General features: G+C 70.2%; 14 protein-coding genes. 1 reads left to right on the top strand and 13 read right to left on the bottom strand.

The features are described from left to right. Positions 1–375: 375 nt before the first annotated feature. The 11 genes from E1288_RS36750 to E1288_RS36700 form a co-directional block, all read right to left on the bottom strand. Entirely contained in the window at positions 376–1,179 is an 804-nt protein-coding gene (locus tag E1288_RS36750) for an SAM-dependent methyltransferase (RefSeq protein ID WP_132493298.1), read from the bottom strand. After that, positions 1,176–2,582, bottom strand: a complete 1,407-nt coding sequence (locus E1288_RS36745) for an NAD(P)/FAD-dependent oxidoreductase (protein ID WP_207954757.1) — start codon at positions 2,580–2,582, stop codon at positions 1,176–1,178. Before E1288_RS36745 ends, E1288_RS36750 begins: the two co-directional genes overlap by 4 nt. Beyond that, complete coding sequence (locus E1288_RS36740; protein ID WP_132493296.1) at positions 2,579–3,850, bottom strand: FAD-dependent oxidoreductase; 1,272 nt, start codon at positions 3,848–3,850, stop codon at positions 2,579–2,581. The genes E1288_RS36745 and E1288_RS36740 overlap by 4 nt, the downstream gene beginning before the upstream one ends. Continuing rightward, a complete protein-coding gene (locus E1288_RS36735) occupies positions 3,843–5,528 on the bottom strand; it encodes a prenyltransferase/squalene oxidase repeat-containing protein (RefSeq protein WP_165968450.1) in 1,686 nt (561 codons plus the stop codon). Before E1288_RS36735 ends, E1288_RS36740 begins: the two co-directional genes overlap by 8 nt. Next, on the bottom strand, positions 5,525–6,565 hold the full coding sequence (locus E1288_RS36730) for a polyprenyl synthetase family protein (RefSeq protein ID WP_132493294.1): 1,041 nt from the start codon (positions 6,563–6,565) through the stop codon (positions 5,525–5,527). Before E1288_RS36730 ends, E1288_RS36735 begins: the two co-directional genes overlap by 4 nt. Positions 6,566–6,608: 43 nt before the next feature. Continuing rightward, a complete protein-coding gene (locus E1288_RS36725) occupies positions 6,609–7,658 on the bottom strand; it encodes a prenyltransferase (protein ID WP_132493293.1) in 1,050 nt (349 codons plus the stop codon). A 28-nt stretch (positions 7,659–7,686) separates the two neighbouring features. Beyond that, positions 7,687–8,814: a 4-hydroxyphenylpyruvate dioxygenase gene (gene hppD, locus E1288_RS36720; protein WP_235884069.1), complete on the bottom strand. Its 1,128-nt coding sequence runs from the start codon at positions 8,812–8,814 to the stop codon at positions 7,687–7,689. A gap of 435 nt (positions 8,815–9,249) precedes the next feature. Continuing rightward, complete coding sequence (locus tag E1288_RS36715) at positions 9,250–10,572, bottom strand: MFS transporter (protein WP_235884068.1); 1,323 nt, start codon at positions 10,570–10,572, stop codon at positions 9,250–9,252. Beyond that, entirely contained in the window at positions 10,569–11,771 is a 1,203-nt protein-coding gene (locus E1288_RS36710; RefSeq protein ID WP_132493291.1) for an acyl-CoA dehydrogenase family protein, read from the bottom strand. Before E1288_RS36710 ends, E1288_RS36715 begins: the two co-directional genes overlap by 4 nt. Before the next feature lie 229 nt (positions 11,772–12,000). Beyond that, positions 12,001–13,557, bottom strand: coding sequence for an acyl-CoA synthetase (locus E1288_RS36705; protein WP_132493290.1), 1,557 nt, complete (start codon positions 13,555–13,557; stop codon positions 12,001–12,003). Positions 13,558–13,625: 68 nt separating this feature from the next. Then, positions 13,626–14,219, bottom strand: coding sequence for a M20/M25/M40 family metallo-hydrolase (locus E1288_RS36700; protein WP_207954756.1), 594 nt, complete (start codon positions 14,217–14,219; stop codon positions 13,626–13,628). A 284-nt stretch (positions 14,220–14,503) separates the two neighbouring features. On the opposite strand from E1288_RS36700, the gene E1288_RS36695 reads away from it, so the two are divergent. Continuing rightward, entirely contained in the window at positions 14,504–15,127 is a 624-nt protein-coding gene (locus E1288_RS36695; protein ID WP_132493289.1) for a TetR/AcrR family transcriptional regulator, read from the top strand. Here the strand turns inward: E1288_RS36695 and E1288_RS36690 are convergent. Together E1288_RS36690 and E1288_RS36685 are read right to left on the bottom strand one after the other, a co-directional pair. Then, a complete protein-coding gene (locus E1288_RS36690) occupies positions 15,091–15,378 on the bottom strand; it encodes a hypothetical protein (RefSeq protein ID WP_132493288.1) in 288 nt (95 codons plus the stop codon). The genes E1288_RS36695 and E1288_RS36690 overlap by 37 nt on opposite strands. Before the next feature lie 437 nt (positions 15,379–15,815). Beyond that, the gene (locus E1288_RS36685) at positions 15,816–16,778 is read right to left on the bottom strand and encodes a PDR/VanB family oxidoreductase (RefSeq protein WP_132493287.1); all 963 of its coding nucleotides are present in this window, start codon (positions 16,776–16,778) and stop codon (positions 15,816–15,818) included. Position 16,779: the final 1 nt, after the last annotated feature.

Here is a 16,779-nt window from a genome sequence, read left to right as displayed (position 1 = left end):
CCCCTCCTGATGTATGCCCAATACACGGCGGAGGGGCCGTCCTCGCCGGGAGAACCCCGGGAGGGGTGGGCACCGTGAACCCGCGGCGGTGCCAGTTGCAGGGGTGGGCTATGCGCCTGCGGCGCATGCGACACCCCATCGACGTGCACCTTTGCGACCCGCGGCTGCGGGCCGACCAGGATGAAAAACGCTCATTGAGGTTTTCCAACCTGGCTGGTGCTGGTGGCGGCGTGTGCGGCACCGGGGTCGTGAGCGGTGGTGGTCGTGATAACGACCATCGCCACTCACGACTGAGGTGGCGTGGCCTCGTGAGTGGTGGTGGTCGTTGGAACAGCCATAGCCGCTCACGAGGCCACCGCCAAGGCGGCGGTGTTTTCAGCTCCTGCGGAGGGTGAGAACCGCGTAGCCGGTGTGCTCTTGGGCGTGTTCGGCGATCAGCGGGATGGCCCGCTGGACCTGCTCCGCGATCCGGGCGTCCCGGACGGAGTCCAATGTGGATCGCTGCGCGCGCACCGCGGCGAGCAGCTCCGCGTAGGTCGGCCGGGTGGCTTCGGTGATGTCGAGGACGTCGGTCACCTCGAATCCCGCAGTCCGGATCCGGTCGGTCAGCTCGTCCAGCGGTGGTGGCGGGTTGAACGGGATGCCACCCGGTGGCGCCGACGCCTTCGACGCCTCGAAGAAGTCGGCGACGACGAAGCGGCCACCCGGTCGCAGCACGCGCCGCACCTCGGCCAGGGCCCGCTCCAGGTCGGGCATGTGCAGCAGCGATTCCAGCGCCATCGCGGCGTCGAATTCGCCGTCGGCATAAGGCATTTCCATCGCGTTGACGAGCTCGAAGCCGACCTTGCCCGCGAACCCGGCCGTGCGCTCCAGAGCGGTCTCGACCTGCCGTTGGCTGATGGTGATCCCGGTGACCGCGCAACCCGAGGACTGGGCGAGCAGCGTGGCGGGGCGGCCGGTTCCGCAGCCGACGTCGAGCAGCCGTTGCTCGGGGCGCAGCGCGAGGCGGTCGCCGAGGAGGTGGGTCAGCCGGTCCTGGGCCTCGGTGAACGAGCCACCGGCACCGCCGGGCCAGTAGCCGTAGTGGATGCTCTCGCCGAGCCAGGAGGAGAGGAACTTCTCCAGGCCGTCGTAGAACTGCGCGACTTCGTCCTCGGTGAACGCCATCTGATCGGTCAAGCCTTGCCTCCTTCGGGCGGGTCCTGCGGTGCCAACACGGCTCGTTCGGCGGGGGTGAACGGCGGGTCGCCGTTGTTCGGGCGGGCGCCGCCCCGGAGCAAGCCCCGGACTATCCGGGGGATGACCAGCGGAGACGGCATGCCGGAGAGCGTGTGGCCCTGCAACAGCGCGTCGAAGACGGCCGGGTCCTGGGCGGCGAACCGTTGCAGGCGGTCGGTCAGCCGTTTCTGCACGAACAAGGCGCGGCTGGGCCCGCGGCCGACCACGTCCGGGTAGAGCCGGTCCTGGCTGGTCGCCATCATCCAGGACGCCTGTGCGGCGGCGGCGATCCCGCGCTGGATGCGGCGGCAGCTGCCCGGGCGCAGCCGATGTCGGTGCAGCCCCCGGTGCAGGGCAACGGCTTCGCCGGCCGCCACCGACATGCCGTGCCCGTAGGTCGGGTTCGTCGTCGCCACTGCGTCGCCGATCACCAGGAAGCCGTCCGGCCACCGGCGGAGTTGGTCGAAGCGGCGACGGCGGTTGGCGTTGTTGCGGTAACCGCGGGCGCGGCCGAGCGGTTCGGCGGCGGCGATGAGCTCGCTGACGACCCGGTGCGGCAACGCCCGGGCGAACTGCTCGAAACCCGCATCGTCCACCGGAGGTTCCGCGCCCCTGGTGCCGGAAAGGGTCACCAACCACTGGTCGCCCTCGATGGGGAAGATCACCCCGGCCCGGCCGGGACGACCGGTGCCGGGTTCGGCCTGGATCGAGACGTTGGGGAAGTCCGCGGGTGCACCGGGCGGCACGCGGTAGAGGCGGGTGGCGTAGGCGAGCCCGGGATCGACCAGCTCCTCGCGCACCTCCGGCAGTCCCAGCAGCCGCAGCCACTCCGGGGCCTTCGAACCGCGCCCGGTCGCGTCGACGACGAGGTCCGCTTCGAGCAGCCGCGGCTGCCCGGACGCCCGGTCCCGCACCAGCACCCCGGTCACCCGCGCACCGTCGCCGCACAGCCGCAACGCGGTGGTGTCCTCCTCCACCCGGATCCGGCCGTCGCCGAGCACCCGCTTGCGGACGACCCAGTCCAGCAGGGCCCTGCTGCAGGACAGCGCGAACCGCATCTCGCGGAACCGCGGCATCCAGCCCTGCGCGGTCAGCGACACCACGTCGCGGGGCAGCCCGAGCCGGCGCGCGCCATGCCCGAGCAGCTCGTCGACGACGCCGGGCAGCAGCGCGTCCAGCCGCCGGACTCCGCCGGTCAGCAGCAGATGCCCGTGCTGCGCCTGCGGAACGCCCTTGCGGACGACCGGGCCGTCGGGGTACCGGTCGCGCTCGACCACGACGACCGAATCCAGGTGCCGGGCGAGCACGGACGCCGCCAGCACACCCGCCAGGCCACCGCCCAGCACCACTGCTCGTCCGTTCACGCCCAAGCCGGGGTCCTTCCCGCTCGCGGATCTGGCAGCCCGAGCTGGTGCATGCGGTCCAGCACGGTGAACGGGCGGATGCCCAGCCCGGCCATGTTGTAGGTCGCCACGTAGCGCAAGCGGCTGTTCCGGCTGGTGTGGCGCAGCATCCGGCGGCCGATCACCTTGCCCGCCCACGACGTGTCGGTGATCATCCGGGTCGCATCGTGGCTCATCCGGTCGATGTGTCGGACCCAACCGGCGCGCTCCTTCTGGTAGCTCGCCAACGCCGCGTCCACCGCAGACTTCTGCAGCGGGCCGTCGCCGACCAGCCCGGCCAGGGCGTGCGCGTCGGCTATGGCGGTGTTCATGCCCTGCGCGGCCATCGGGTGCACGGCGTGCGCCGACTCGCCGACCATGGCCAGTCCGGGCACCGACATCCTGGATGCCGTGAACCGCCACAGCTTCAGCAGCTGCCGGGTGTCGAGACTTGCCCGCAACGAATCGAGCAGCGGCCGAAGCGACGGCGCATCGGCCGCCAGCCCGTCGCACCACGCCGTCAGTTCGTCCTTCTTGATGCCGCGCAGCTCATCCGCACCCACCTGCACGTAGAGCCGAATCCGGTTGCCGGGCAACGGGTAGAGCAGCCGCAGGCCGCGGTCGGTGAGGTAGGCGGACACCTCGCTGGGCAGCTCCGGGCCGCCGGAGAGCTCGAAGGACGCCAACCGGTGGGCGTATTCGACGGGGTCGGTAGTGATCCCGGCCAGCTTGCGCAGCCGGGACGACAGGCCGTCGGCGGCGACGACCAGCGGTGCGCGCACCTCGTAGGTCCGGTCGCCTTCGCCGACCACGACCCCGTCCGTCCGCCCGCTCGCATCCCGGCTCAGGTCCTTGACCAGCGCACCGCGCCGCCACTCGACCTCGTCGGCGAGGCCGTCCGCGAGCACGCCGAGAATTTCCGAGTAGTCGTGGCTGAGCAGGTGGTGGCCTTGACCGGCGAGCGCGGCGTAGTCGAAGACCATCACCTCGCGGCCGTCGGCTTCGCGGATCACCAGCCGGTCCAGCTGCACCGCGCCGCGGTCCCGCAACTCGGGCAGCACGCCCCATTCCCGCAGGATGCGGATCGAACTCGGTTGCAGCACTTCGCCTTTGGCGATCGCCACCGGCTGCCGCTGCTTCTCCAACAACAGTACCCGCAAGCCCCGCGCGCCGAGCGCGTGCGCGGCCGCCAGGCCGCCGACACCGGCCCCGGCGACCACGACGTCGTAGGTCGCGGACGACTCAGCCATTGCCCACCTCCCGATACGCCGCGAGCGCACCGATCGCCAACCCCTGCGCGATCAGCGGATCCGAGTAGTGCACGTAGTCCCGGATGTAGATGCAGGTCTGGCCCGGCTCCCACCGGCCGTCCGGCTGCTGGGCGGCGACCAGCCACTCGGCGCCGCGCCGCGCCGCTTCGTGCTCGCCGCAGGCCACCAGCGCGCGGGTCGCGTGCCCGGTCTCGTCCGGGGTGCCGTCCTGATCACCGCGCCCGGTGCTCCACGAACCGTCGTCGAGCTGCGCGGCCAGCAGCCAGTCCCGGGCCTTGGTCGCGACCGGATGCCCGCGCATGCCGAGCTCGGTCAGCGCGTGCACCACGGCGGCGGTGGCGGGCACGCCGCCGCGATGCCACCTGGCCTCGAACGACCCGTCGGGCGCCTGGTGCCGCTCGAGCCAGCGCAGGGCGCGGCGGATCGGCGGGTCCGAAGTGGCGACACCGACGCTGTGCAGGATCTCGATCGCCAGCGCGGTGATGAACGGGCACGGGCCGTCCAGCGGCACCAGGGTGTTTCGCACGAAAGTGCTCCACGAGCCACGCTTGTCCTGCTGCGCGATCAGCCACGCGATGCCGCGCCGCATGATCTGCTCGGTGTCCGGATCGAGTTCTGCGTCGGCCACCAGGATCCGCAGCACCAGAACGGTTTCCAGTGCGTTCGGCCAGCCCTTGCGGCCGGTCCAGGCCCACGCGCCCGCCGGGCTCGCGTACACCTCGGACGGTTCGAGCTGTTGGCACCCGGCCAGCCAACTGCGGGCCCGGAGCAGCCGCGGATCGGCGGAGTGGCCCGCCAGCGCCAGCCCGTGGACGCTGAAGGCCATGCCGGTGACTTCCACCCGTTCGGCCTCGACGCCGTGGACCAGGTGCCAGGAACCGCCGGGCTGCGCCGTCATCCGCAGGTACTCCACCGAACGCCGGGCCAGTTCCGGGGCGGCGCCGGCCCGGGTCAGCGCCGTGCACACCAGGCCGGTGAGCCATGGATCGCCGCCATAGGAACCGACCCCGCCTTCCTGCTGGTCGAACGCCGCCAGCAGTCGTGCCGCGACCGGTCGGGCGAGCCGGTCGATGGCCCGGGCCAGCGGATTGTGCTTGCGCTGCCGGGATTGCATGAACGACAGGGCCAGGAACGGCGGGGTCAGGTAGGACAGCAGCCGCCTGCGCAGCGCGGCGGGCAGCAGGACCAGCTCGACCGGAACCCGTCGCAACCGGTTCGCGTCCTGCAGGCCGGCGATGGACAGCACCAGGCCGCACAGCTGTCCCATCATCGGGTCGTCGAGTCCCGCCACGCCGCCCCGGCGGTCGATCCAGCCGCGTGCGCGGGAGACGCTGTCCGCGCCGTCCGAACCCGCCGCCAGGTGCAACGCCGCCGTGGCCATCGCGGTCGCGACGAAGTCGCTGGGGAAGCCTTCGAGGGTGCCCCAGCCGCCGTCGGGGTTCTGCACCCGCAGCAGCCACGCGACGCCGTCGGCGATCAGGCCCGCCGACCGATCGGCGTCGGCGAAGTGCAGGGCCAGGACCGCGCCGGCGGCACCGGAGACCGCAGCGCGGCGCGGATTCGGCCAGGAGCCGACGCCCGCCGCGCCGAGCACGACCTGTTCGGCGGCGTGGATCGCCTGTTCCACCCGGTCCGTTGTGGACAGTTCTCGGGTCACCGCGTCCTTCCGATCAGCGTGTTCGCCAGTGCCTCGAAGGACTTTCGGACGGTGTCGGGCATGTCCAGCGAGTCCAGGCACTCGCCAACCCCGGTGAGGTGCCTCGACGCCTCCTGCTCGGCGAACTTCCGGCCGCCGGCCTCTTCGACGAGCTCGGCGGCCAGCCGGAGCCCGGCGTCGTCGCGCAGGCCCTCGGTGAGCAGCGGCGCCAGCCGCGCTCTGGCGGGCGTGTCGGTGGCCAGCGCGGCGATGACCGGCAAGGTCTTCTTGCCCTCGCGCAGGTCTCCGAAGACCGGCTTCCCGGTGACCGCCGGATCACCCCAGATGCCCAGCACGTCGTCGGTGCACTGGAAGGCCAAGCCGAGGTGGCGGCCGAGGACGTCGAAGGTCCGCACGGCGCTGGGCGGAGCCTCGGCGAGCTGCGCGCCGCCCGCGGCGGCAAAGGCCAGCAACGCCCCGGTCTTCGCCTCGGCCATCGCCTGGTACTCGTCGAGCATCACCGCCTGCGGGCCCGACCAGGGGCGCCCGGCGAACTCGATGTCCTGCACCTGCCCGTTCACGATCTCGCGCATCGCCACCGCGAGCCGCTCCGCGACCGCCGCCGCGTTCGGCCGGCCGGTGCCGAGCAGCAACTCGAACGCCGCAGCGTGCAGCGCGTCGCCGATCAGGATCGCCGCCGGCACGCCGTGGGCCTTCCACACCGAAGGCCGGCCGCGCCGCTGCTCGTCGCTGTCGATGATGTCGTCGTGGATCAGGCTGAAGTTGTGCACCAGCTCGGCGGCGGCCGCGGCCGGCAGCGCGGCCGAAGGTGGGGCGCCGACGGCCTCTGCGGCGAGGATCGCCATGGTCGGCCGGATCGCCTTGCCCGCGGTGTAGGGCTCGTCGGTCTGCCAGCCGAAGTGGTAGCACCCGATCGCGGCCAGCGACGGGCCCAGCGCTTCGACGATGTTGCGCAGCAGCGGTTCGGTGAGTCCGCGTGCCCGGTGGGTCGCGCTCGCGATCAGGTCATGATCGGCGGTGACCGGAGACGTCGTCATGGTCGACCTCGCTCCTCGTGGTTGGGCCGGTTCGGGTGGGGGCTCACCCGGCTGGACTCGGCGCGCCGGCGCGGTTGGTCTGCGCGGCGCGGACCAGCCAGGTCCCGAAGATCAGGAAGGTCGCGCCGACCACCGCCAGCCACGGTTGCCACAGCCGTCCACCGTGGACCCCCAGGTCAACGAGGAGGCCGACGATGATCGACGAGGACGTCAGCGGCATGTGCATCGACGCCCAGAACGTCACCGCGTTGGCCCGCCGCGGCTCGGCGAGCGCACCCGTGGTCAGCTGCCGGGTCACCCAGATCGGCACCGGAGCGGTGGCCAGCATCAACAGCCCCGCCGACACCGGGATCACGCCGGTGACCAGCAGCAGCGCGATCGCCGCGTACCCGACGAGCTGGCCGGCCGCGAACAGCCGGACTAGCCCGGCCGCGCCGAGCAGCACCGCGAGGGTGCGCTTGCCGGTGGCCCGGTCCCCTTCGATGTCGGAGAGGTTCATGATGGCCATCCGCAGGAACTGGAACACGAACAGCACGCCGACGTAGCCCAGCCCGGCGGTGTCGATCGTCCCGGCCTGCACGACGCACGCCAGCAGCGGTCCCAGCCCGTACAGCACCAGCGCGCAGCTGACCTCGCCCAGGCCGTGGTAGTTCAGCCGCAGCGGGGGAGCGGTGTAGAGCCAGGCCAGCGCGATGATCGCCGTCGCCACCAGCCGGGTCTCCAGGCTCGGCAGCAGCGCGAGCAGCAGCACCCCGACGAACAGCAGCACGAACGCTGCGCCGAGGCTCACCTCGGGCCGCAGGTGTCCGCCGACCAGGATCCGGCTGCCGCCGGTCCAGGATGTGGGTGCGGCGTTGGCGCGGTCGGCCTCCAGGTCGAAGTACTCGTTGCAGTAGTGCGTCATCAGGTGCGTGCACCACGCGAACAGCAGGGTCACCAGGTACCAGCCGAGGCTCGCCTGGTGGCCGCTGTGAACGGCGATCGTGACGCCGGCGGCGACCACCAGCATGCTCTGGAAGAGGAACTTCGGGCGCCCCAGGCGCACGAACGCCAGCAGCGGACGCGGCGCGGTCTCAAGTAGGTTCGATGTCATCGGGTACGGGCCCTCCCGCCGAGGCCGATCAGAGGTTTCCGCGCCGGGCCTGCTCGCGCTCGACCGCCTCGAACAGGGCCTTGAAGTTGCCCTTGCCGAATCCCTGCGAGCCGTGGCGTTCGATCAGTTCGAAGAACAGCGTCGGCCGGTCCTGCACCGGCGCGGTGAAGATCTGCAGCAGGTAGCCGTCCTCGTCGCGGTCCGCGAGGATCTTGAGCTCCCGCAGTTCGTCCAGCCGCACCCGGGTTTCCCCGACCCACTCGTCCAACGTGTCGTAGTAGGCATCCGGCGTGTCCAGGAACTGCACCCCGGCCGCGCGCATCCGGCGCACCGCCGCGGTGATGTCGTCGGTGGCCAGCGCGATGTGCTGCACCCCGGGTCCGCCGTTGAACTCCAGGAACTCCTCGATCTGCGACTTCTTCTCGCCGACGGCCGGCTCGTTGATGGGGAACTTGACCTTGCGCTCCCCGTCGGCGACCACCTTCGACATCAGCGCCGAGTACTCGGTGGCGATGTCGTCGCCGACGAACTCCTTCATGTTCGTGAAGCCCATCACCCGCCGGTAGAACTCCACCCACTCGTTCATCCGGCCGAGCTCGACGTTCCCGACCACGTGGTCGATCTCGTGGAAGGCGCCCTCGGCGGCACCGGTCGATTCCCGCGCCTCGAAGCCCGGCAGGAACACCGCGTCGTCGGTCCGCTCGACGAGCGTGTGCCGGACGTCGCCGAAGGTCCCGATCGCCGCGAGCCGCACACCGTCGGCGCCTTCAGCGTCGTGCGGAGCCTCCAGCCCGGTCGCGCCGCGCAGCACTGCGTTCTCGTACGCGCGGTCCACATCGGCGACCCGCAGCGCGATGTCGATGACGCCGTCGCCGTGGACCGCTAGGTGGCGGTCGATCTCGGTGCCCGCACGCGCCGCGCCGGTGAGCAGGAACCGGGTTCGCCCGGCAACCATGAGGTACTCGGCCCGATCGCGATACCCGGTTTCCGGTCCCCGATACGCGGCGCAGCGCATGCCGAAGGCCGTCGCGTAGAAGTGGGCGGCCTGCTTGGCGTTCCCCACGACGAATCGGAGGTGGTCGATGCCCAGGACCGGGAACGAATCGAGTGACCCGGGTGCCGCGGCGGTGGCGTCGACGGCAGTGCTTTCGAGCAAGTCCTCGGAAGGCAACATGTTCGGCGAAGTCCCCTTTTCCGGCCGTCGGTCGGGTCAGCGGCAGGAAGCCTCTACTACCGGGCCAGGGCTCGACAATCCTTTCACCGCAGCGTGAAAGGTAGCCGCGGAAACCGTATCCAATATCACAAACGCTGGCTCCGCGCGTGCGAAGCTCTCACGCGGTCCGCGAGTACGCGCTCCCGGCGTCGTGGCCGACCACAATGGACGTGTTGACTCCTTGTTTCGCACTGGCTGCCCAGGATTTGGAACGGCCTTGAGCGAGACATCGCGGTCGGCGTGACGAAGGGGCCGTTCACGACCACAGGTCGCGCGGTCGCAGGGCTGTACCACGAAGTGGATCTCGGCTGGTCGTCCCGATGGGTGCAGAACGGTGGATTGCCCGTGATGCAGGGGTTTGCTTCCTGCGGAAAGGCATCATCCTTTGTTGGTGGTGACTTCCCGGCGTGCCTGCTCGGTGCTGTCGCGGGCATAAGGGTGGTACAAGGCGGCCGAGGCGAGGCCGTTCGCCGTGGTGAGTGCGACAGTAATGAGGAGCAGCGCGGGTTGCAGCCCGATCTGGTCCCCGAGGTAGCCCGTGAGCAGCGCGTAGCCGCCGTATGCGAGGGACTCGACCAGGTAGACGGAGACGGCGAACGCCAGGGAGCGCAGGTGCGGTGGGACGACCGCCATCACGAGCGGGCGGTTCACGACGGGGACCTGTCCCTGGAGCAGCCCGAGCATCGCGAACAGCACCACGTACGGCGTGATGCCCTCCGTCGTGACCTGCAGCGTGACGAAGGCGATGGCAGCGAAGGCGAGCTGGCTGGCCTGGAGCATGATCACGCGGCCGCTTCGGGGGAGGACCAGGTGGAGGCGGTCCAGGAGTCGCCCTCCGAGGAGGGTGCCGACGACGTACCCCAGCGAGAACGGCAGCGCGGCGACCGATGCCGTCGAGGTCGAGAACCCGCGCTCCTCGACCAGGAACACGATCCCGAAGCTCATCACCACGTTCTGGCCCGAGAAGAGGCGCTGCACCAGCAGGTAGCGGAAGCTCCGGATGCGAAGCAGTTCGCGCAGGCCGTTGCGCGCTTTTCGCGCCTTGGCCTCGAGTTCGCCGCGATGCGGTGCGCTGCTGGCGGTCAATGGCCGGGGGTCGTCGAGGAAAACCAGGATCAGGACACCGATCACCAGGCAGACCGCGCCCGAGCCGAGGTAGCCGTAGCGCCAGCCGTTGTCGAGGTGCGCCAGCAATCCGAACACCGGGGCGCTGGCGCCAGCGATGATCGCGACCCCGGCGTAGAGGATTCCGGTGGCGCGGCCCCGGTGGTGGTCGTCGTAGACGTCGCCGAGGATCTCCAGGGCAATGGCACCGGAACCGGCGAAGCCGGCGGCTCCGATGCCGTAGAACACGAGGAACAGGGTGAAGTTCGTGGACATGCCGGCGGCGATGATCCAGACGCCCCAGAACCCGGAGCAGATCGCCAGGACCGTCCGCCGCGAGTACCGGCGGCCGAGCATCGCCCACGGGACGCTCGTGGCGGCGCCTGCGACCTTGGCGACCGCGACGATCGTACCCAGTGCTGCCGCCGACAGCCCGAAGGCGTCGCGCATGAGCGGGAACATCACCGTGGTGATGCTGTTCTCGGCGTTGTCCATGGAGGTCGATGCGGTCAGCAGGGCGAGGTTCTTGCCACGCGACCCGCGGGTCCCCTGCCCGGGTGTCACGGCGGCCCCCGCAGTCCGGGCGACGGCGCTCACCGCGAGGCTCCGGCTGTCGTTGCGGCCCTCCCCGCGAGGCCCTTGGCGATCGCGTTCTTGTGGATCTCGGTGGTGCCGGTGACGATCCGGAACATGCGCAGGGTGCGGAAGATCTGCTCCACCTCGTGCCCCTGCGTGACGCCGGTCTTGCCGTGGATCTGCACGGCGAGGTCGGCCACCCGGAAGGCCGCTTCGGCGGTGAACAGCTTGCACATGTTGGCCTCGACGACGATCGGCTCACCGCGGTCGGCCTGGGCCGCGGTGGCCAGCACCATCGCGCGGGCGGCATGCAGGTCGGTGGACATCTGCGCGAGGTGGTGCTGGATCGCCTGCAACTCGACCATGGGGCCGCCGAAGACGGTGCGGTTGCGGGCGTAGTCCAGCGACAGCTGCAGGGCGCGCCGGGCGAGGCCGATCATGGTGGGGCAGTGCAGCAGACGGTTCATGTTGATCCGGCCGACACCGACCTGCAGCCCCTTGCCGAGGGGACCGAGCACGTTCGCCGCGGGCACGAAGCAGTCCTCGAGGAGGATGTCGCCCTCGATGTGCTGGCCGGACATGGGGGTGTCGCCGTCGAGCACGGTGCAGCCCGCAGCGTCGAAGTCGACGATGAACGCGCTGTACGTCTCGCCCTCGTCGTGATGGCGGGCGACCACGATCGCGAAGTCGGCGAAGGGAGCTGCGGAGCTGAACACCTTGCGGCCGGTCAGCCGGTACCCTTCTTCGTCGCGCCGGGCGGTCGTCGTCATCCGGCGGATGTCGGAGCCGGCCTGGGGTTCGGTGAGCGAGAAGCAGCAGGCCCGCTCGCCGCGGACGACCGGTAGGAAGTACCGCTCCAGCTGCTCCTGGGTGGCGACGTTGAGCGCCACGCCCACCCGCAGCGGCCCGCCCATGTCGCCGAGGACGTTCGGGAACAGCGACGACCCGCGGGCTGCGGCTTCCTCCTTGAGCACGCACAGGTCGTGGTTCGACAGTCCGTGGCCGCCCAGCTCCGGCGGCAGGTTGATGCCGTAGAAGCCGAGCTCGCGGCTGCGGCGCCACACCTGCCGCAGCGTCGCCCGGTCGATCCGGGTTTCGGCGGTGATGCCGCGCTCGTGCTCGAACGGGATCAGCTCCTCGTCGAGGTAGGCCCGCAGCTTGGCGACCCAGCCCTGCAGCTCGGGCAGGTGGCGGTAGTCGGGTTCCAGCGTGAAGTTCATCGGGCACTCCTCAGTGTTTGTTGGTGGATTCGTTGCTTGCGCACTCTCTTAGCGGAACCTCAGGCGCTTCTTGGACTGTGGGTGCCCCTCCTTATGTATGTCCAATACACGGCGGAGGGGCCGTCCTCGCCAGGAAACCCCTGAGAACCCGCCGGTGGTTGCGCTGCATAGGTGGATGCAAGCGGCTGCCGCCGCTTCACAGACGCGGACGGCATTCGCCGACAGGCTCTCAGTTGACCCGGCGGTCGGCGCCGGCCCAGTAGGTCTCGCGGATGGCCTTCCGGTCGATCTTCCCGTTCTGGTTGATCGGCAGCGCATCGACGAAGTCGACCGATCGCGGGCGCTTCATGCGTGCCAGGTGCTCGCCGGAGAACTCGATCAGCGCCTCGGCGTCCACAGTGGAACCTGGACGGCGCACCGCTACGGCTTTGACCGCCTCGCCCCACTGGTCGTCGGGTACGCCGACGACGGCGGCGTCGAAGATGTCGGGGTGGCGGTGCAGCACCGCCTCCACCTCGGCGCAGTAGATGTTGAAGCCGCCGGAAATGATCATGTCCTTCTTCCGGTCGACGATGAACACGTAGCCGTCCTCGCGGCGGGTGGCCAGGTCACCGGTGCGGAACCAGCCGTCCCGGAAGCTGCGCGCGGTCAGCTCCGGGGCCTCGTGGTAGCCGGGCACTACCTCCGGGCCGCGGACCACGATCTCGCCCACCTCGCCGGGCGGCACCTCCCGGAAGTCGTCGTCAACGACGAGGATCTCGGCTTCGGTGGCCGGCCTTCCGCACGAGGACAGCAGCTCCTGCTCGCCGTCCTCGATGGCCCGCCGGTGGTCCTCGGTGGTGAGGAACATGACCGCCGAGGTGGTTTCGCCCGCCCCGTACGCCTGCGCCAGGACGGGGCCGAAGAAGTCCCAGGCCGCACGAATCCGGGGCGGCGTCATCGGTGCGGCGCCGTAGACCACGCGCTCCAGGCTGCTCAGGTCGAAGTCGTCGCGCGAGCAGGTTTGCAGGATGAAATTGATCATCGTCGGGATGAGCAGCGCGTGCGTCACCCGCTCCCGCTCGATGGTTTCCAGCACCTGCTCGGGTTCGAAACCGCGCAGCACCACGAGGCAGCCACCGGCGAACACGATGCCGATGATCGGCATCCCCGACGCGTGCGTGATCGGGCCGACCAGCAGCTGCCGTTGGCCGGGGCCGACGCGGACTTCGGGGCTGGAGGCCAACTTGCGCATGAGGGCCAGCCGGTTGCCCTGCGTCTGCACCGCCGCCTTGAGGGCTCCGGTGGAGCCGGAGGTGAAGTGCAGCACCGCAGGGTCCTCCGGGCGCAGGTCCGCCCAGGCCGGCGGCGCGTCGGTCCGGGACAGGAAATCGGCGTACTCGTGCTGCGCGCCCACAGCGCCGGGTAGCCCGACCACATGCTCGACCGGGCTGCCGGCTGCCGCGGCAACCGCCACCGCGACGTGCTCGGGACCGGCGAGCAGGACGCGGGCACCGGATTCGCGCAACAGGTGCGCGACCTCGCCCTCGCTCAGCCGGGCGTTGATCGGCACCCGCACGAAACCGCCCTTGTAGAGCGCGAACTCGGTCACCACGAGTTCGGCGCAGTTCCACGACAACGTGGCGACCCGGTCACCCGCGGCCAAGCCGAGATCTTGGAGAGCGGCGGCGAGCCGGTCGGAGTCGTGGTCCAGCTGGGCGTAGGTCATCCGGGTCTGCTCGCAGACGACGGCCTCGGCTCCGGGCTGGTGCACCGCATTGCGGCGCAGGAACTGGGCAAGGTTCATGGGGTGCTCTCTTCCGGTGACTCGGGAGTCGTTTCAAAATGCGGCGTGAGCCGCATGCGGGGTGGGACTCAGCTCGCACCGCCCCGGGCGTGTGCGGTGAGGGTCTGCGCGGCGAGGAGCGCGAGTGCCGCGGCCTGGTCGCCGAGGACGGCGTCGTCGAAAACCGCGTGCGGGGAGTGGTTCGGCGCGGGGGCCTCGTCGAGGCCGGGCGGACTCGCCAGCAGCATCAGCATCGTGGCCGGCACGTGCTGGGCGACGTAGGAGAAGTCCTCGGCGCCCATGGTGGGATGCGGTGCGGTGACGACCCGGCCGCCGAACACCGGGCGCAGGGCTTCGAGAGCGCGCTCCGTGGTTGCCTGGTCGTTGACGACGCTCGGGTAGCCGGTGGTGATCTCCGCGGTCGCCGTGGCGGAGTGCGCCTCCGCGATCCTGGCGACGACACGGGGCAACTCGGTCTCGACCTTGGCCAGCGCCTCGGGGGACAGCGGGGCGAGCGCCTCCAGCACCCTCCGTTGGGTCTCCGGCAGGTGCAGGCCCAGCTCGGGTTCTGCGTGGATCGCCCGTCGCAGCGTCACCAGCTCGGGCAGCAGTGCCTTTCCTTGGGCGATGAAGCGTTCGGCCAGCGTTGCCGGGGACCGAGGACCGTCCGCTGCGATCTTCACGAGGCAGCTCCATAATCGGGCATAAATTGAACAGTATGTATGTTTATGAACAAGTTGTTCGTGATCGTACGGCGGGTTGCATCGACCGTCAATGCACTTCTGCCGCTGCGAATCGCCGCTGCGACCACGGGGACCGTGGTCTCGAAAGGTCGGTGCGGGCGCCAGACCGGCGACGTGCAGGCCATGCAGGCTCGGGCGTGGCCCTCTGCATCGCCGCCCGCAGGGTGGGGAATCATGAGTTCGAGACCCGCCGAACCGAGGACCTGATGGAGAGGAGCCGGGCCATGTCACCGCAATCCGCAGGCGGCGACCGAAGGGTGCGCCGCACCCGCAGGGCGATCCGCGAGGCGCTCGTGGAGCTGTGCGCCGAACAGGGCTTCGGCTCGCTCACGGTCGAGGACATCCTCGACCGCGCGGACGTGGCAAGGGCGACCTTCTACGCCCACTACAAGGCCAAGGAGGACGTCCTCGTCGACATCGTCCGCTCGCTCACCGAGGATCGGGCTGCGTGGATGGCGGAGTACGAGGCCCAGTGCCCCGATGGCTTCACCGGCTACCCCCTGCGCAGCATTTTCACGCACGCCGAGAAGAACGCCGCGGTCTACCGGGTGATCCTCCAGGGCGCCGGCGACGGCCGACCGTTGCGCGAGTTCTACGAACGGACCAGCGAAGAAGCCCAGGCCCTGTTCCAGGCGCGTGCTGAACAATCCGGCCACGCCCCGCGCATCCCCGTGGAACTCGTCGCGCGCGCGTGGGCGGGCGAGCTGATCGGGACGCTCGTGTGGTGGCTCCAGGGCGACACGGGATACACCGCTGACCAGGTGGCCGCAATGCTCAGCGACCTCTCCATCCACGGGCGCCGCTGGGCTGCTCAGAAGACCGAGCCAAGGCGTAGCCAGACCTCGTAGATTTCCACGTCCTCGATGCTTTGGCCGCTCTCCATCGCGATCTGTGTGCGGATCTTGTCGCCGTCTTCGCCGCTGGCCCGCGCGTTCTCCGGGGTATCCCAGAAAGTGAGTGTCACCAGCTTGCCGGAACTGCGGCCCGCCAGCACATAAGCCCCCTGAAAGCCCTTCAGCTGCTGTACCTCGGCCGCAATCCGGTGAAGGCCGTGGAGAAGCTCGTCGAACCGCTTCGTTGGGCCCCGGTAGGTGCTCATCCGCGCTTCCATGACTGTCTCCCGCGCTCGCCTGTGGCCCCGTGCCGTCCGTGCGTCTCCGCCGAAGACCACCACGGGACGTGCGTCCCATCTGCTGAGGACTACCCGCCGACCCACGGCGAGACCCGGTGGATATGCCGCCGGGGAGACCGTCGAGGTTCTGGCCGGGCACCTTCACGACTTCGTCAGCCCTGAGGTCGGGCACGCTCCGGTACCCGAGGACAGCGCGTCCAGCTGTCGATATGCCCAAGCGGGCGGCGAGCTATCCGGGTACCAAGATGCATTTGCGCTTGCCGGGCGGTCGGGTGCGAGGTGGCGCCCAGAACCCAGGGGCAAGAGTTCGAATCTGGTGTGCGTGGAAGGAGAAGTGACCGGATGAAGGCAGCGTTCAGCGCCGTACCTGCTGTGGCGCTGAACGCTGCATGGGAAAGGGACTGTCAGAGGTCGAGCACCAGCACGCGGCCCCGTGACCGGGACACGCACGGCAGCATGATCTCGCCGCGTTCCCGCTCCTCGTCGGTCAGCACGTCGTCGCGGTGGTCCGGTTCTCCCGAGACCACCCCGACGACGCAGGTACCGCAGATCCCCGCCCGGCACGAGTTGTCGATTTCGATGCCCGAGGCCTCGAGAACGTCGAGCAACGGCTCGTGCTCGGGGACCGCCAGCCGTAGGCCACTGCGCTTGAGCACCACCTCGAACGACCCGGAATCCGCGTCGGGCTGAGGAACCTCCGCCGAGAAGCGCTCCCGGTGCAGTGACCCCGCCGGCCACGCCCCGCAGGCCTGTTCCACAGCTGACAGCATGGGCCCGGGGCCACAGCAGTAGACCACCGTTCCGTCCGCAGGCACCGCCAGGTAGCGGTCGAGATCGGGAAGGCCGAACTCGTCCTGCGGCACGATGATCAGCTCGCCTCCCGGAAGGGCGGTCAGCTCGTCGAGGAACGCCATCGAGGATCGCGTCCGCCCGCCGTAGAGCAAGGTCCACGGCCGGCCGAGCGCGGCCACCTTCGTCGCCATGGCGAGGATCGGGGTGATCCCGATTCCGCCGGCGACGAGGAAGTACCTCTCGGCGTCGGCGAGCGGGAACCGGTTGCGCGGCCCGCGGACGCGGAGCCGGTCGCCCACGCGGACGTGGTCGTGGATCCGGGCGGATCCACCGCGCCCGCGTGGTTCCCGCAGGACGGCGATCCGCCACCGGTCGGCGGTACGCGGATCGCCGCACAGCGAATACTGCCGGATCAGCCCCGGGCCGAGATCCACGTCGATGTGCGCTCCCGGCTCCCAGGCCGGAAGGTGCTGCCCCTCGGGGTCGCGCAGGGTCAGCGCCACCACGTCATCGGCGCGGCTGTCCGTGGCCTCGACCACGACAGTGCGCCAGACATCGATTTCCTGAGCGATCATC

This window comes from Saccharopolyspora elongata (genome assembly GCF_004348985.1).
Classification (GTDB): Bacteria; Actinomycetota; Actinomycetes; order Mycobacteriales; family Pseudonocardiaceae; genus Saccharopolyspora; species Saccharopolyspora elongata.
This window is presented reverse-complemented; position numbering and strand designations above follow the sequence as displayed.

Bases quoted from the DNA above. Each gene is read 5' to 3' on its own strand.
- E1288_RS36725 (WP_132493293.1), bottom strand. From the start codon at position 7,658: ATGACATCGAACCTACTTGAGACCGCGCCGCGTCCGCTGCTGGCGTTC.
- E1288_RS36690 (WP_132493288.1), bottom strand. From the start codon at position 15,378: ATGAGCACCTACCGGGGCCCAACGAAGCGGTTCGACGAGCTTCTCCAC.
- E1288_RS36740 (WP_132493296.1), bottom strand. From the start codon at position 3,850: ATGGCTGAGTCGTCCGCGACCTACGACGTCGTGGTCGCCGGGGCCGGT.
- E1288_RS36685 (WP_132493287.1), bottom strand. From the start codon at position 16,778: ATGATCGCTCAGGAAATCGATGTCTGGCGCACTGTCGTGGTCGAGGCC.
- E1288_RS36730 (WP_132493294.1), bottom strand. From the start codon at position 6,565: ATGACGACGTCTCCGGTCACCGCCGATCATGACCTGATCGCGAGCGCG.
- E1288_RS36710 (WP_132493291.1), bottom strand. From the start codon at position 11,771: ATGAACTTCACGCTGGAACCCGACTACCGCCACCTGCCCGAGCTGCAG.
- E1288_RS36705 (WP_132493290.1), bottom strand. From the start codon at position 13,557: ATGAACCTTGCCCAGTTCCTGCGCCGCAATGCGGTGCACCAGCCCGGA.
- E1288_RS36695 (WP_132493289.1), top strand. From the start codon at position 14,504: ATGTCACCGCAATCCGCAGGCGGCGACCGAAGGGTGCGCCGCACCCGC.